This window comes from Caulobacter sp. RHG1 (assembly GCF_013181195.1).
In the GTDB taxonomy this organism is placed as follows: Bacteria; Pseudomonadota; Alphaproteobacteria; order Caulobacterales; family Caulobacteraceae; genus Caulobacter.
In genome coordinates, this window is record NZ_SMZP01000007.1 from 324,068 (window position 1) to 339,000 (window position 14,933).

The window sequence follows — 14,933 nt, forward strand, 5'->3', positions numbered from 1 at the left end:
GCGCTGAAAAATTCGAGCGGAAAATTCGAGGGATGGTTGGCCTGGGCCACGTATAGCCCAGACATGAGCACGACCATGACGCCCAAGCCGCAGACCGCCCTCCGACCGAGCCGGCGACTGCTGCTGGCCGCCGGCTTCATCGGGCTTGCAGGTCCTGCTCTCGCCCAACCGCGAGGGCTGACGGTCTACAAGACCCCCTATTGCGGCTGCTGCACCGGCTGGGTCACGCATATGCGCAAGGCCGGCTTCACGCCGACCATTGTCGAGCAAGAAAACCTAGCTCCAATCCGCGCCAAGTTCGGGATTCCCGACAAGCTGGCCTCCTGCCACACCGCCATGGTCGGCGGCTACGCGCTTGAGGGTCACGTGCCGCCCGCCGACGTCGCGCGCCTTCTGAAGGCGCGTCCCAAGGGCCTGGGTCTTGCCGTGCCTGGCATGCCAATCGGCTCGCCCGGCATGGAGCAGCCCGGCGGCGCCCGCCAACGGTTCGACACCTTGCTCGTCCTGGACCGGTCGGGACGCACCAAGGTGTTCGCCAGCCATGCCTGAGCCCACTGATCGGTCGCTCAACACCTCCACCACAGCCATTAGAAGCTCGACTTGCGCTTCATCGAGGCTTTGCGGAGAGCAAAGGACGGCAGACCGGTAGAGCGTGTGGCGCTCCAACCTATGTTACCCAGGTTGGAGCTGGCCTCCCCCTGTGCCTTGTAGGGGGCCGGTCAGGGGCCAGCCCTCTCACGCCGAAACGCCATGACGTGCGGCGTGTTCAGCTCGATCCAATCCACAAGCGCGACCACACGCTCCGACACCTGAAGCCCAAGGTCCGTCAGGCTGTATTCGACATGGGGCGGCACGGTCTCCAGCGCGTGGCGCAATACAAATCCATCCTCCTCCAAGCGCTTTAGAGTCTGGGCCAGCATTTTCTCGCTCACGCCCGTCGCGCTCCGACGAAGCTCGCTAAAGCGCAGCGTCCTTTCGCGCAGGCTGATCAGGCACAACACCCCCCATAGGCTGCTCACGCTCTTGAGCACCTCGCGTGAGGGACAGTCCACGGAGAACAACTCTCCCAGCCTCACCTTTTCGGTGAGCGTGTGACGATCTGCTGGCTCATCCATACTCTGCTCCACTGTGACCCTTGCCGCTGGTCACTAACCTTTGGGTGCGTACTTACCAATAGAAAGCTCCCGTCCTACCTGTCGATCTTCAGCGGCGCCCCGAACGGGTTGTCGGTTCGCCAAGCTCGGCCAAGGCGCACGCAGCCCCTGCCGACCTTCACGCTCCGACCGCCTGCAACGCTGACGACGGCATGCAGAAGGAAGACTTCGCCATGAACAACAAAAGCCTTGTCCTCAGATACATGGACACCGTCTTCAACAAGCGCGACCTGGCCGAGGCCGAAACCTTCTGGTCAGGCGACATGATCCAGCACAACCCCGCCATGCCCAATGGCCTGGACGTGCTGCGCGGCTTCATCTCCAGCCCCGAGCCGGGCCCGACCTATGAGGCGGGACTGGCGATGGAGGACGGCGACCGAGTGATGGTCCACGGCCGCTACACCAACTGGTTTGGCAAGGACATGATCGCCGTCGACATCTTCCGACTGGAAGACGGCAAGGTCGTCGAGCACTGGGACGTCATGCAGGAGGAAGTCCCTGCCGAAAAGGCGGTCAGCGGCCGCTCCATGTTCCCCGCCGAATAAACACAGCCTGCCCCCATGCCCTCGCCGCCCCTTGGGACGGGATCGGCATGTCAGAATGGAATTGAGTAAGATGAAGACGATCCAATTGCGCGCCCCGGGCGGCCTCGACCAACTGGTTATGGTGGACCTTGCCGATCCGGGAACACCAGGGCCGGGACAGATCCGGGTGCGTATCCACGCCAGCTCCCTCAACTATCACGATCTTGGCGTGGTGACGGGCAACATGCCTACGGTGGACGGGCGTATTCCCATGGCCGACGGCGCCGGGGTTGTCGAAGCGATCGGCGACGGCGTCGACGATTTCGCGGTCGGCGATCATGTCGTCTCGACCTTCTTCCCGACCTGGCTGGATGGCGAGCCGGTGGCGGGCAATTTCGCAACCGTGCCCGGCGACGGCGTGGATGGATATGCGCGCGAGTATGTCGTGACCGAGGCTAGCGCCTTCACCAAGGCGCCGCGCGGATGGAGCCATGCCGAAGCCTCCACCCTGACCACGGCGGGGCTGACGGTCTGGCGCGCCCTCGTGGCGAATGGCGGTCTGAAAGCCGGCGAAACCGTCGTGGTTCAGGGAACCGGCGGCGTTTCGGTATTCGCCTTGCAACTGGCCAAGGCGTTGGGCGCAACAGTCATCGCGACCTCGTCTTCCGACGAGAAGCTTGAGCGCGCGCGCCTGCTCGGCGCCGACCACCTGATCAACTATCGAAGCCAACCAGAATGGGCCAAGCCGGTCCTGGAGATCACGGGCGGTCGTGGCGTGGACCACATCGTCGAGGTCGGCGGCCATGGCACTCTGGCCCAATCGATCCAGGCAACCCGGGTGGGCGGCCATATCGCCCTGATCGGCGTCCTCACCGGCGCGGCCGGCCCTGTTCCGACCGCAGGCCTGACCGTGCGCCAGCAACGCCTGCAGGGCCTCATCGTCGGCAGCCGGCAGCATCAAAAGGAACTGGTTCGGGCGCTTGACGCCCTCTCCATTCGCCCGGTGATCGATCGCTCCTTCGCGCTTGCCGACATCGCCGAGGCGTTCGCCTTCCAGCAAAGCGGCGGTCACTTCGGCAAGGTCTGCCTCGAGTACTAACACCTGACGACTGGCGAGGCGGCGGCGCCGTCTCGCCAGCGTTTCTCGCACGCAGCATCGATCGCCAAATACGCTCACCTGACGACACTGTCTTTCTAGAGGAGGCGGACCATGAAATCCAAGCTAGCCAAGGCCTTGCTGGCGGTTGGCGTAATGCTCAGCCCGACATTCGGGCAGGCTCAGACCCCTGCGAAAACCCAACCCGATCACACCATGTCCATGGCGCCTCACGCAGCGATGGGCGCCGGCGATCAGGCAAGCGTCGAAGATCTCAAGCGTCAGGTTGCGGCCATCGCCGCGCAGCGTCGCACCGAAACGGCGAACCTGGCCAATTTCGATGATCTGGATTTCAACGTCTACAGCGGGCAAAAGTGGGACGAGCTCCCCAAGAGCCATGCCGCCGACATCGTCGTCCACATGCCCGATGGGCGCATCACCAAAGGCTTGGCGGCTCACATCGAAGAGCTGAAGCCCATGTTCGTGTTCGCGCCGGACACCCGCATTCGCGAACATCCCATTCGCATCGCGTCCGGCGAATGGACCGCCGTGTCGGGCTATGTCGAGGGCACGTTCTCGCGCCCCATGCCGGCCGCGGACGGCAAGACCATCGCGCCCACCAACAAGCCCTTCAAACTGGGCATGGTGACCATCGGCCACTGGACCCAAGCCGGTGTGATGGACGAGGAGTGGCTGTACTGGGACAACCAGTCACTGCTCAAGCAAATCGGGCTGGCGCAATAGTCGATACACCCTCTCACGCTCGAGCACGTCCATGACCACGAACCGATTGCCGACCTTCTTTATCTCGCACGGCGGCGGGCCGTGGCCGTGGATGCGCGGTATGGCGCAAGGGCCCTATGCGAAGCTTGCCGCATCATTGCAACGCATGCCGGCCGAAGCCGGCGGCAAGCCTGCCGCCATCTTGATGATATCGGCGCATTGGGAAGAACCGGTCTTCACCGTTCAGACCCATCCGGCGCCGCCCATGCTCTACGACTATTATGGCTTCCCCGAAGAGGCCTATCACATCCGTTATGACGCGGCCGGCGCCCCTGCCCTGGCCAAGCGCGTAACCGAGTTGCTCGGCGCGGCGGGCATCGCGTCGGCTCAGGATCCTGAACGCGGCTACGACCACGGCATGTTTGCCCCGATGGCTGTCGCCTATCCCCAGGCCGATATGCCCACCGTCCAACTGTCGCTCAGAGCGGGCCTTGATCCGTTGGCGCATGTCCAATTGGGCAGAGCGCTGGCGCCGCTTCGTGATGAAGGGATCCTGCTGGTCGGCAGCGGACTGAGCTATCACAACCTGCGCAACTTCGGCCCAGGCGCGGCTCAAGCGTCGGGCGCGTTTGATACGTGGCTACAAACAACCTTGATGCAGCCGCCAGAACAGCGCCTGCGCGGGCTTCTTGATTGGGAGCGCGCCCCGTCGGCGCGAGCCGCCCACCCTCGCGAGGAGCATCTTTTGCCGCTGATGGTCGCGCTCGGCGCAGCAGAAGAAGAGATGGCGAACCTCGCCTATCACGAACGGGATTTCATGGGCGGGATTACGGTTTCCAGTTTCCGGTTCGGCCCCACCGCTTAGTAGAAGAGCCCCGCGTTTCGACGCGCAGCATCGCCACAACCGCACGTTCGCAACGCTCCCCATGAAGCGGCCGCGCTCGCCGGCGAGGACCCAAGCAGCTGAGAAATGGCGCTTGGGCAGCGCCCGGCGAGGATTGGACCTCGCCGGGAGCCTTACCGCTATTTCTTGACCAGCGTCAGCGACGCCAGGTTCATCACAAACCGCCCGCCAGCATCCCCCGGGGGCTTCATCACCGCGGCGAAGAGCATCATCGGACCGCTCACGTCGGCAGGAAGCTCGATCGCCCCCTGCGCGGAGGTGTAGAGATGGCTGCGCACGCCGTCAGACTTGGCGATGACGACCGGGTAGTTCGCGAGCGGCGCACCGTTGGCCAGCAAAATGAAGCTCTTGGTCGAAGCATCGCTGGCGACGAACTCGACGCTGTGACCCAAAGCCCGCGTCGGGTCGCTCCCGCCTTCGCACTGCTGGACACAGACGAAGGACTTGGCAAAGCGGGTGGAGATCGCCTTCAGCACCCGCGGGCGCGGCAGGGCCTCGACCGCTTTGACGGCCGCCGGGTCGACTTGGTACTCTTCCATGATCCCGCCGATCCGCTCTTCCGGATACTCCACCTCGCGGGGCACGGCGCTCGCCGACAAGATCGCCAGCCCCGGCGCGCCGCCCTTGAAACGGGTTTTCAGGGATTGCGGACCCAGGCCTTCGACTTCGAAGACGGCCTGCGGGCCGCCGATGACGCCAAGCTGGGCGATGCGCTCAGGCGGCACCGGGTTGGTCAGGCCAGGGAAGCTGCTGCCGATGGTGACATCGACCGTCAGGACGCTGCCGGGCTCGACCTTGAACTTGGCGGGCATGATGAAGAAGTCATGCGCCGATGCGCTCGACGCCAGCAGCGTCGCCAGACAGGCCGCGCCCAGACGCGCCTGGATCTTGGTCGAGATGAGGGAAAATTTGCCGGACATATTCGGTATTCCTGTGTTTCTTGAATAGGTTGGATTTAGAACTTGGCGCTCAGGCCGACGTAGAAGCGCCGCCCGATCAGGTCGTAGGTGGACGGATCGGTGTTGGCGGAGATGGCCGGCGTGTAGACCGGCGGTTCCTGGTCGGTGAGGTTGTTCACACCCGCGCGCAGCGAGATCTCGCCAGTGACCTTCCAGGCGCCGTTGAGGTCGAAGTAGTTCACCGCATCGATGGCCTGAGCCCGATTGTTGAAGTTCTCGACCGCGCCCTGGTAGCGCCACCGCGCGCCGAGGTTCACCGGGCCGTAGAGCCAGTTCACCGACGACAGCAGCTTCCACTCCGGCAGCGTCAGGCCGAAGGCATTGGAGATGGTGCCTTTGCGATCGGTGAACGCGCCGCCCGGGATGTCCTGGCGCTGCCACTTCTGCAGCTTGGAGCCAGTAACGTTGAAGGCCAGCGTGCCCCAATCGGGCGCGCCGAGGTCCACCAGGTTCAGGCGCCAGTCGACCTGGAAGTCGATCCCAGTGGTCTTGAGCGTGCCGAGATTGGCGTTGGTCTCGAAGGTGTTGATGATCTGACCCGAGTTGGGGTCGCGGCTGAACAGCTGGCAGAAGAAGTTGTTCTGGTCGTAGGTCGGGTTGGAGACACCGTCCTGATTGAAGCAGCGCCGCAGCTGTTCGGTTACCGACACCGTGCCGACCACCTGCTTGATGCTGATGTCGTAGTAGTCGATCGACCCCGACAGATGGCCAAGCCACGGACTGGCGAACTGCGACTGCCACGAGACGCCGACCGTGAACGAGTCGGCGGTCTCTTCGCGCAGGTTGGGATTGCCGCCGGTCAGGCCCGAGACCTGGGAGTTGGAGAAGGTGAAGCCGTCGATGACCTGCCCCGGCACGTTCTGGGCCAGACACAGGGTCCGGACCGAGGCCGCGCCGTTCGCGCCAGGCGCGCGATAGGAGCCGCGAACATCGCAAGGATCGCCTGAGAACTGGCGCGCGCCCGTCGAGGAGACCGGCACGCCGATCGAAGGGAACGACAGGTTCTGAGGACCAAACAGCTCGCCGATGGAGGGCGCGCGAACCGCGCGCTGGACGCCGCCGCGCACCCGAAGACGCTCGACGATCTCCCAGCTGGCGTCGGCCTTGTAGGATTGCACCCCGCCGATGGAGTCGTATTTGGAGACGCGATAGCCCAGATTGGTCTCCAGGCGGTGGACGAACGGCAAATCCCGCAGCAGCGGGATCAGAACTTCGCCATAGCCCTCATAGACGCTGTCCGAACCGGCGAGCGGCTGGGCCGAGTTGCCGGCCAGTTCCGGGCCCGTGACGCCGTTGAGCGTGAAGGTGGCCAGCAACAAAGCGTCGGGAACGAGCTTATAGTTCTGCTCGCGATAGGTCCCGCCCAGAGCCAGGCGGACCTGCCCGGCCGGCAGATCAAAGACCCCGCCCTGCAGGTTGGCCTCGAAGACCCGCTGGTCGTTGACCGTCGTGTTCTTGGCGATGCGGCTGATGTAGTTGATGCACGAAGCGCTGAGCGTGGTTTCGCCGAACGGGTTGAAGCCCCCCGCGCAAAGCGAATTGCCGCCGTCGCTGGCGTCCAGCAGACGCTGTGTGGCTGAGCGCGACAGATAGCCGGTATAGGTGGTGCCGTCGTCGACGCGGCCATACGAGAAGTAGGCGTCATAGGTCCAGTCGCCCAGACCCTTCAGGTCGCCGCGAAGCCCCGTGGTGATCTGATAGACGTTGTAGTTCTCGGTCTGCTGACGCGGGCCAAGGATGTTGAAGCGCTTGTCGAGACGGAACGAGCCGGTGGGATCGGGCCTGGAGTTGAGGACCCCGCGCAGCTCGGCCGAAATGAAGGGATTGGTCGACGGGACGCGGAAGCCGGTCGTCGGGCCGGTCGCGGGGTTGGGCGCCAGCAGGTTGCCGCTCTCGTACTGCGAGAACATGAAGTCGGCATAGGCTTCGATCGACGAATTGATCTCGTAGCTCGCCGCGCCGTACACGTTGTAGCGGGTCTGCGGGATGATCAGATAGTTCTGCGGCCCGGTGTTGTAGGTAAAGTCGGTCTGCTGCAGCGGCCCGGGCATGCGGAAGCCCTCGTAGTCGATGCCGCCGGGGCTGATGTAGTCGCGCGCGCCCTGGTAGGCGAACAGCGTGCCGTTGTTGTTGAAGCCGAAGGTGTTGCCTCGGGCCGCGCCAGGAACCGCCGCGCTGATGGCCGCGGCGCTTGGCAGGTTGGTGGCGTCAAAGACCGTCGAGCCCAGCGGCGAGGTGCCCGCGAAACCCGAGATCGACGGCGAACGGCGCGCGGCGTTGAACACGCTGTCGCGTTCGGAATAGCTGAGCGACAGCGCCGCCCGGCCCCGGCCCTCGGCGATCGGGCCGCCCATCGTCAGGCTGACGGCCGTGGTCGCCGCGTCGTTGCGGCTCGACTGGCCGTACTGCAGATCCAGTTGCACGCCCTCGAACCTGTCGTTGACCAGGAAGTTCAGAACGCCTGCCACCGCGTCCGAGCCGTAGGTGGAAGACGCCCCGCCCGTGATCGTCTCGATCGACGAGATCAGCGGCGTGGGCAGCAGGTTCAGGTCGACCACGGAAGAGGCGTTGGACGGCACCACCCGGCGGCCGTTCAGCAACACCAGCGTCCGCACCGTGCCCAGGCCGCGCAGTTGCACGTTCGCCTGGCCGCCGGAATTGGGGTTGTTGGAGGCCGCGTTCGCTGCCGGCGTGAACTGCGGCAGATCATTGATCAGGCTTTCGATATTGATCGAGCCCGTCGCCTGAAAGTCCTCCTGGGTCACGGTGACGATCGGGCTGTTGGCGGCGTAGTCCTTGCGGGCGATGCGCGAGCCGGTGACGATGATCTCGTCGATCCGAGCGGGCTCATCCTGGGTTTGCGCGATCGCCGGAGCGGCCATCAGGCTGGTGGAGGTGACGATCGCCAAGCCGGCGATGACGGAGGTGCCAAAGAGTCGGCAACGAAAAGTGGTGTCGGCCAAAATGCTGTTCTCACGATCTGGATTTGGGCCAAATTGCGCCCCCCTAAATCGCGTACGCAGCGGCAAGAGCTTACCCCTCAGCCCTCGGTTCTCGATCCAAAGCCGCCCTGACCAAGCCGTATCGAGCATCTAAAATTGCCGTTTTCCACGGCACGAATGGCCAAACTAGGGGCTGCCCGCGCCAGGGTTGCAGCGTAAGCTGCATCACGCGGATCAGCCCCCCGGAAGGCCGATCTGGCCGCGCTCAGAGGCCCCTCGCCCCGCGCTGAGGGATTGCCCAGGTTGGCGCGTATTCACCCTCAAGATCGATCGTGTCGGGAGCAAGCGAGCGTGAACGGGCATATGCACGAGCATCACGGGCATGACGCGCTCGCCCAGAGCGCCCCCTCGCCCGCCCCGCGACGGGAAGGCCTGGTTTATACCTGTCCTATGCACCCGGAAATCCGCCGGGACGCGCCAGGCGCCTGCCCGATCTGCGGCATGGCGCTCGAGCCGATGACGGTGACGGCGCAGGCGCAACCCAATCCCGAACTGCGGGACATGACCTGGCGCTTTTGGATCGCGCTTGTCCTGACGCTCCCCGTGTTCGTCCTGGAAATGGCCCCGCACATGGGCCTGATGCTGGTGCACCTACCGCCGAGCGTGTCGGCTTGGGTCCAGTTGCTCCTGTCCTCGCCCGTGGTCCTGGGCTGTGGCTGGCCGTTTTTCGAGCGTGGCGCCCGCTCGATCCTGACGCGTCAGCTCAACATGTTCACCCTGATCGCCATGGGGATCGGCGTGGCCTGGGGCTACAGCCTCACCGCCACCCTGGCGCCGCAGATCTTCCCCGAGGCATTCCGTGGGGCCGATGGCTCGACGCCGATCTATTTCGAGGCTGCCTCGGTCATCACCGTCCTGGTGCTTCTGGGCCAGGTCCTGGAACTGCGCGCGCGCGAGAACACCTCCGGCGCTATCCGAGCGCTCCTGGACCTGACGCCCAAGACCGCGCGCCGCCTGTTTGACGGAGAGGATTTCGAGATCCCGATCGAAGAAATCCAGCCAGGCTTCAACCTCCAGGTTCGCCCCGGCGAGAAGATCCCGGTCGATGGCCGGGTGCTGATGGGCCAGGCGCTGGTCGACGAGTCTCTGGTCACCGGCGAGTCGATGCCGGTGACCAAGACGCCGGGCGACACCGTCATCGGCGGCTCACTCAACAAGACCGGCGCGTTCCTGATGATCGCCGACAAGGTCGGCTCCGACACCCTGCTGGCCCAGATCGTCGCCATGGTGGCCCAGGCCCAGCGTAGCCGCGCGCCGATCCAGCGCATGGCCGACCGGGTGTCGGGCTGGTTCGTACCAGCGGTGATCGCCGCCGCGCTTGCGGCCTTCCTCGTCTGGAGCCTGATCGGCCCGCCGCCACGCCTGGCCTTCGCGCTGGTGGCGGCTGTTTCGGTGCTGATCATCGCCTGCCCCTGCGCCCTGGGCCTGGCCACGCCGATCTCGATCATGGTTGGGGTTGGCCGCGGCGCGCGCGCCGGCGTGCTGATCAAGAACGCCGAGGCGCTGGAGCGCTTCGAAACCATCGACACCCTGGTGGTCGACAAGACCGGCACCCTGACCGAGGGACGGCCAGCGCTCACCGCCATCCACCTGGCCGAAGGCTTTGCCCAGGACGAAGTCCTGCGCCTGGCCGCCAGTCTCGAGCGCGCCAGCGAGCATCCCCTGGGAGATGCGATCCTGCGCGCCGCCGCAGCCAAGGACCTGCCGCTGAGCCATCCTCAGGGCTTTGACTCTCCGCTTGGCAAAGGCGTCACCGGCAAGGTCGACGGCCGCGCCCTCATCATCGGTTCGGCGCGGTTCCTGGACGAGCAAGGCCTTGCCCCGGGCGCGCTGGCGGACATCGCCGAGACCCTGCGCCAGGACGGCGCCACGGCGATCTATGTCGCGATCGACGCGCGTCCGGCCGCCGTCCTGGCCATCGCCGATCCGATCAAGCCGACCACGGCCAAGGCGGTCCAGACGCTGCAGGCCCAAGGCGTTCGGGTCGTCATGCTGACCGGCGACAACCGCACAACCGCACTGGCCGTGGCCAGCAAGCTTGGCATCCAGGAGGTCGAGGCCGACGTCCTGCCGCACGAAAAAGCCCAGGTCGTCGAGCGATTGCGCCGCGAGGGCCGCAAGGTCGCCATGGCCGGCGACGGCGTCAACGACGCCCCAGCGCTCGCCGCCGCCGAAGTCGGGATCGCCATGGGCGCGGGCTCGGACGTGGCCATCGAAAGCGCAGGCGTGACCCTGCTGCATGGCGACCTGCAGGGCCTGGTCAAGGCGCGGCGACTGTCACGCGCGGTGATGGGCAATATCCGCCAGAACCTGTTCTTCGCCTTTGCCTACAACGTCGCCGGCATCCCTATCGCCGCGGGCGTGCTCTATCCGACCTTCGGCTGGCTGCTGTCGCCGGCCATCGCCGCGGCGGCCATGGCGCTCTCGTCGGTCAGCGTCATCGGCAACGCCCTGCGGCTGCGCGCGATCCGCCTCTGAACTCAACCGCGGTCAGTCAGCCGAGGGGCCTCTTACGACACGGCTCGCTATCCAGAACGCGACACGCGATTTTTTTTGAGGGGTATTTGAGCGCGCTGCGTATCCCAACTGAAGAGCATGGATGCGCGGCGACGCCCATAAGGTTCACCCCGCGCTCATTTAGATATAAATCCGACTCAGCGTTGAATTAATTCAACGCTCGATATGTCATGCTTAATTGATGCTCCCAGAAATCTCTCAAATCGGTATAATATTTGAATCCTCGTTCTAGGATTGTCGAATCGATACTGATCAATCAGCGCTTTATTTTGCGATTAGACTCCAATCACTAGCGACTGAAATTGTAGGCGCCAAACTACCCACCGAGCGAATAATTAGATTTACGAAAAATAACCGTTACGTGACGAAAATATTCTGAAATTCGACATTATTTTCCGAAAACTGGCCATTTTTACGCAACCTCCCACCGCAGAAGCACGATCACTCGCACGAATCCACCCAAACAAGCGCGCCAATATGTATATACATAGCTTGACGTTGCGACCGGCGGTTCCCGAGCATGCCCCTCAAGACGCCCTGGTCGGGGCGGGATCGGACACACACACGAGGGGGATCACTCGATGAACCGACAGTTCAAGCGGATGCTATTGGCTGGCGCCATGGCCACGGCGTCTTTCAGCGCATGGGCCGCGCAAGCCCAGGAGGCCAGCAACGTCGAGGAAGTCGTCGTCACCGGCACCCGGATCAAGCGTCAAGACATCAGCGGGGTGGGTCCCGCAACAGTAATCTCGCAGGAACAGGTCGAACGTTCCGGCGTCAACAATGTCGAGACACTGCTCCAGCGCCTGCCGTCCTCGGCCGGTAACGCGGGCAACCAGACCAACGCCTACTGGACCGGCAACGGCTACGGCACGGCCCAAGTCAACCTGCGCGGCCTGGGCATCAACCGGACCCTGACGCTGATCAACGGCCGCCGCGTGGTCAACGGCGGCACCGGCGCAAACAGCGCGCCAGACCTGAACATGATCCCCACGGCGATCATCGGCCGGATTGACGTTCTGAAGGACGGAGCCTCGGCCATCTATGGCGCCGATGCGGTCGCCGGCGTCGTCAACATCGTCACGCGCACCAATGTCGAGGGCCTTACGGTCACGGGCAAATACGGCGTCACCGACGAAGGCGACGGGGCCGAGTACGCCATTGATGGGCTTTGGGGCATGCACAACGATCGCGGCTCGATCACCGCCGCGATCACCTGGCAAAAGACCGAGGCGGTCAACCTGGCCAGCCGCGCGCCGTGCGGCCTGGGCGAGGTCGGCGGCGTCCTGACCTGCGTGTCCTCGGCGTCCACGATCGGCGGGCGGGCCGTCCTGCCCAACGGCCAGCAGATCAATTTCAACCAGACCCCCGGCGGCAACGGGAACTTCTACGAGCCCTACAGCGCCGCCAAGCACAACTTCAACTCCAACCCCTTCCTCAACGCCGTCAGCCCGATCGAGCGCTTCAGCACCGCTTTCCTGGCCGACTACAAGCTGACCGACCGCGTGACGGTGTTTGGCGAGGCGTTCTTCACCCATCGCCAGAGCCGGCAGATCGCCAGCCCCGGCACCCTGCGCAACCTGGCTATCTCGGCCTCCAACCCGACCAACCCGACCGGGCAGAACATCACCCTGGTGCAGCGCCGCCTGGCCGAGCCGGGCGCGCGCATCTTCTCCCAGAACGTCGACACCTATCGCTTCGTGGGCGGCGCCCGCGGCGACCTGGGCGGCGACTGGACCTGGGAAGCGGCGGCCAACTGGGGCCGCACCACCGGCGTCGACGGCATGACCAACATCGCCAATCTCGAGCGGGTGGCCAATTCGATCAATCCGGCCGTCTGCAGCACCACGCCCGGCGCGGCGATTCCGTGCGCGGACTATCTGGGCGCTGGCGACCTGACGCCCGCGGCGTTGAAGTACATCCTCTACAATTCGCGCGACACCGGCGGCAACGAGCAGCGCAGCGTCACCGCCGACGTCTCCGGCTCCCTGCTGACCCTGCCGGCCGGCAAGCTCGCCATCGCCGCGGGCGTGGTCTATCGCGAGGAGAAGGGCTGGCGCGACCCGGACGCCCTGACCGTGCTGGGCATCGCCAACACCAACCAGCAAGACCCGATCTCCGGCCAGGTCTCCACCAAGGAAGCCTATGTCGAGCTGTCCGCGCCGCTGCTGGCCAACCTGCCTCTGGTGCGCACCCTCGAACTCAACGGCGCGGTCCGCTACTCCGACTACGATCTTTTCGGCTCCAACGAGACCTACAAGCTCGGCGTCAACTGGGGCGTGATCGAAGGCCTGCGTCTGCGCGCCACCTATGGCACCGGCTTCCGCATCCCCAGCGTCCCGGAACTCTTCGGCGGCGTGGCCGAAGGCAACCTGACCACCACCGATCCCTGCAGCCGCTATTCCAGCAGCACCAACGCCACCCTGGTGGCCAACTGCCGCGCCAGCGGCGTGCCGGCCAACTACGTGCAGCTAGGCAACACCGTCCTGACCACCGTCGGTGGCAACGCCAACCTGTCGCCTGAAAGCGCCAAGACCTTCACGGTCGGCGGGGTCCTGCAGCCGACCTTCGTTCCGGGGCTTTCGGTCACCGTCGACTATTTCGACATCAAGATCACCGACGCCATCCGCTCGATCCCCGGCTCGACCAAGCTGGCGGTCTGCTACGCCTCGACCAATCTTAGCCACCCGTTCTGCGGCCCGGCCAACTTCACGCGCAGCAGCCTGACCGGCGAGATCAACTTCCTGTCCTCCCAGCCCTCCAACGCGGGCCGCGAACAGATGCGCGGCGTCGACATCGGCGTGCGCTACGACTTCGACGTCCGCGGGCTGGACGCCAGCATCGACTGGAACACCACCTACCTGGACAAGTACGTGATCACCCCGTTCCTGGGCGCTGCGCCGATCGTCTTCGACGGTCATATCGGCGGCGGCAACGGCGGCTATCCGCACTGGCGCTCGAGCGCCAACGCCTCGCTGCGCAGCGAGCACTGGTCGGCCAACTACTCGGTGCAGATGATCGGCAAGGCCACCGACTTCAACGCCGCGCCCAAGGACATCGGCTACCGCACGTCCAACGTCTTCTACCACAACGCACAGTTCGCCTACCGGCTGGGAACGCGCGCGGGCCTGACCGTCGGGGTCGACAACCTCTTCGACAAGAAGGCGCCGTTCATCAAGAGCTGGACCGACGGCAACACCGACACGATGACCTACGATCTGCTGGGCCGTCGCGGCTACCTGAAGCTCACCTATCACTTCGACTAAACAAAGGGGAAAGCCGGCCAGGCCCCGCGCCTGGCCGGCGACTTTCGTTCATGGCGACCGCTAAGAAAACCACGATCCGTTGGCCAGCCTGGGCTCGCAAGACCCACAAGTGGCTAGCGCTGATCATCGGCGTCCAGGCGCTTTTCTGGATGCTGAGCGGCCTTTACATGACCGCCGTCCACATCGACATCATCCACGGCGACGCCCTGGTGCGCCCCGCCCCCGTCCTGCCCGTCGATCCGGCCAGCGTGCGTGACCCCGCAGAAATCCTGGCGCGCTACCCGGCCGCCAGCACGATCAAGCTCGACAGCCAGCTGGGCCAGCCGGTCTTCATCATCGGCGAGGGTAAGAAGCGCGCGCTCGTCGACGCCCGATCAGGGGCCCCAATCTCGCCCCTCAACCAGGCGGCCGCCGAAAATCGGGCGCAGGCGATCTTCGCCGGCCCTGGCAAGATCGTGCGCACCGAGCTGCTCAGCGTCATCCCCAGCGAGATCAAGGGGCGTTCCGCCCCCATCTGGCGCGTGGAGTTCGCCGGGCGCTGGCGCCCGACGCTCTACATCTCGCCCCAGACCGGCGAGCTGGTGGCCAAGCGCCATGATCTTTGGCGCATGTTCGACTTCGTCTGGATGTTCCACATCATGGATTACGAGGCGCGGGTCGACGTCAACAACCTGCTCCTGCGGGTGGCGGCCTGGATGGCCGTGGCCACCTCGCTCACAGGAGCCTGGCTCCTGCTCTTCAGCTTCCGTCGCAAGCGCCGCGTGCGCAAGCCCGCCCAAGGGTGACCT

General features: G+C 64.9%; 11 protein-coding genes. 8 read left to right on the forward strand and 3 right to left on the reverse strand.

The genetic code is table 11. From position 1 onward, the window contains the following. The first annotated feature begins 63 nt into the window (after positions 1 to 63). Complete coding sequence (locus E1H18_RS19955; protein ID WP_241736105.1) at positions 64 to 549, forward strand: DUF411 domain-containing protein; 486 nt, start codon at positions 64 to 66, stop codon at positions 547 to 549. Positions 550 to 719: 170 nt separating this feature from the next. Here the strand turns inward: E1H18_RS19955 and E1H18_RS19960 are convergent, their stop codons facing one another. After that, positions 720 to 1,115 (reverse strand): helix-turn-helix domain-containing protein, encoded by a 396-nt coding sequence (locus E1H18_RS19960; RefSeq protein WP_172271717.1) that lies wholly within the window; start codon positions 1,113 to 1,115, stop codon positions 720 to 722. 212 nt (positions 1,116 to 1,327) lie between these two features. Here E1H18_RS19960 and E1H18_RS19965 point away from each other — a divergent pair, with 212 nt between their 5' ends. The 4 genes from E1H18_RS19965 (at position 1,328) to E1H18_RS19980 (ending at position 4,362) form a co-directional block, all read left to right on the forward strand. Continuing rightward, positions 1,328 to 1,699 carry a nuclear transport factor 2 family protein gene (locus E1H18_RS19965; protein ID WP_172271865.1) on the forward strand — a complete coding sequence of 124 codons (372 nt, stop codon included), beginning with the start codon at positions 1,328 to 1,330 and terminating at the stop codon, positions 1,697 to 1,699. 70 nt (positions 1,700 to 1,769) lie between these two features. Then, on the forward strand, positions 1,770 to 2,777 hold the full coding sequence (locus E1H18_RS19970; protein ID WP_172271719.1) for an NAD(P)-dependent alcohol dehydrogenase: 1,008 nt from the start codon (positions 1,770 to 1,772) through the stop codon (positions 2,775 to 2,777). Between the two features lie 111 nt (positions 2,778 to 2,888). Further along, positions 2,889 to 3,518, forward strand: a complete 630-nt coding sequence (locus E1H18_RS19975; protein ID WP_206679099.1) for an ester cyclase — start codon at positions 2,889 to 2,891, stop codon at positions 3,516 to 3,518. A gap of 31 nt (positions 3,519 to 3,549) precedes the next feature. Continuing rightward, positions 3,550 to 4,362: a class III extradiol ring-cleavage dioxygenase gene (locus E1H18_RS19980; RefSeq protein WP_172271721.1), complete on the forward strand. Its 813-nt coding sequence runs from the start codon at positions 3,550 to 3,552 to the stop codon at positions 4,360 to 4,362. A 158-nt stretch (positions 4,363 to 4,520) separates the two neighbouring features. On the opposite strand, the gene E1H18_RS19985 is transcribed toward E1H18_RS19980, so the two are convergent. Both E1H18_RS19985 and E1H18_RS19990 read right to left on the reverse strand, forming a co-directional pair. Next, positions 4,521 to 5,321, reverse strand: a complete 801-nt coding sequence (locus E1H18_RS19985) for a DUF4198 domain-containing protein (protein ID WP_172271723.1) — start codon at positions 5,319 to 5,321, stop codon at positions 4,521 to 4,523. 35 nt (positions 5,322 to 5,356) lie between these two features. Continuing rightward, the gene (locus E1H18_RS19990) at positions 5,357 to 8,242 is read right to left on the reverse strand and encodes a TonB-dependent receptor domain-containing protein (protein WP_370526562.1); all 2,886 of its coding nucleotides are present in this window, start codon (positions 8,240 to 8,242) and stop codon (positions 5,357 to 5,359) included. Between the two features lie 423 nt (positions 8,243 to 8,665). Between E1H18_RS19990 and E1H18_RS19995 the strand changes: the two genes are divergently transcribed. The 3 genes from E1H18_RS19995 (at position 8,666) to E1H18_RS20005 (ending at position 14,930) form a co-directional block, all read left to right on the forward strand. Further along, positions 8,666 to 10,840, forward strand: a complete 2,175-nt coding sequence (locus tag E1H18_RS19995; RefSeq protein WP_172271869.1) for a copper-translocating P-type ATPase — start codon at positions 8,666 to 8,668, stop codon at positions 10,838 to 10,840. Between the two features lie 620 nt (positions 10,841 to 11,460). Beyond that, positions 11,461 to 14,145, forward strand: a complete 2,685-nt coding sequence (locus E1H18_RS20000) for a TonB-dependent receptor domain-containing protein (RefSeq protein WP_172271736.1) — start codon at positions 11,461 to 11,463, stop codon at positions 14,143 to 14,145. A 50-nt stretch (positions 14,146 to 14,195) separates the two neighbouring features. Beyond that, positions 14,196 to 14,930 carry a PepSY domain-containing protein gene (locus E1H18_RS20005; RefSeq protein WP_172271738.1) on the forward strand — a complete coding sequence of 245 codons (735 nt, stop codon included), beginning with the start codon at positions 14,196 to 14,198 and terminating at the stop codon, positions 14,928 to 14,930. Positions 14,931 to 14,933: the final 3 nt, after the last annotated feature.

Excerpts from the sequence above, each read along its gene's own strand:
- E1H18_RS19980 (WP_172271721.1), top strand. The coding sequence starts at position 3,550 with ATGACCACGAACCGATTGCCGACCTTCTTTATCTCGCACGGCGGCGGG.
- E1H18_RS20000 (WP_172271736.1), top strand. The coding sequence starts at position 11,461 with ATGAACCGACAGTTCAAGCGGATGCTATTGGCTGGCGCCATGGCCACG.
- E1H18_RS20005 (WP_172271738.1), top strand. The coding sequence starts at position 14,196 with ATGGCGACCGCTAAGAAAACCACGATCCGTTGGCCAGCCTGGGCTCGC.
- E1H18_RS19965 (WP_172271865.1), top strand. The coding sequence starts at position 1,328 with ATGAACAACAAAAGCCTTGTCCTCAGATACATGGACACCGTCTTCAAC.
- E1H18_RS19985 (WP_172271723.1), bottom strand. The coding sequence starts at position 5,321 with ATGTCCGGCAAATTTTCCCTCATCTCGACCAAGATCCAGGCGCGTCTG.
- E1H18_RS19975 (WP_206679099.1), top strand. The coding sequence starts at position 2,889 with ATGAAATCCAAGCTAGCCAAGGCCTTGCTGGCGGTTGGCGTAATGCTC.
- E1H18_RS19960 (WP_172271717.1), bottom strand. The coding sequence starts at position 1,115 with ATGGATGAGCCAGCAGATCGTCACACGCTCACCGAAAAGGTGAGGCTG.
- E1H18_RS19990 (WP_370526562.1), bottom strand. The coding sequence starts at position 8,242 with ATGGCCGCTCCGGCGATCGCGCAAACCCAGGATGAGCCCGCTCGGATC.
- E1H18_RS19955 (WP_241736105.1), top strand. The coding sequence starts at position 64 with ATGAGCACGACCATGACGCCCAAGCCGCAGACCGCCCTCCGACCGAGC.
- E1H18_RS19995 (WP_172271869.1), top strand. The coding sequence starts at position 8,666 with ATGCACGAGCATCACGGGCATGACGCGCTCGCCCAGAGCGCCCCCTCG.
- E1H18_RS19970 (WP_172271719.1), top strand. The coding sequence starts at position 1,770 with ATGAAGACGATCCAATTGCGCGCCCCGGGCGGCCTCGACCAACTGGTT.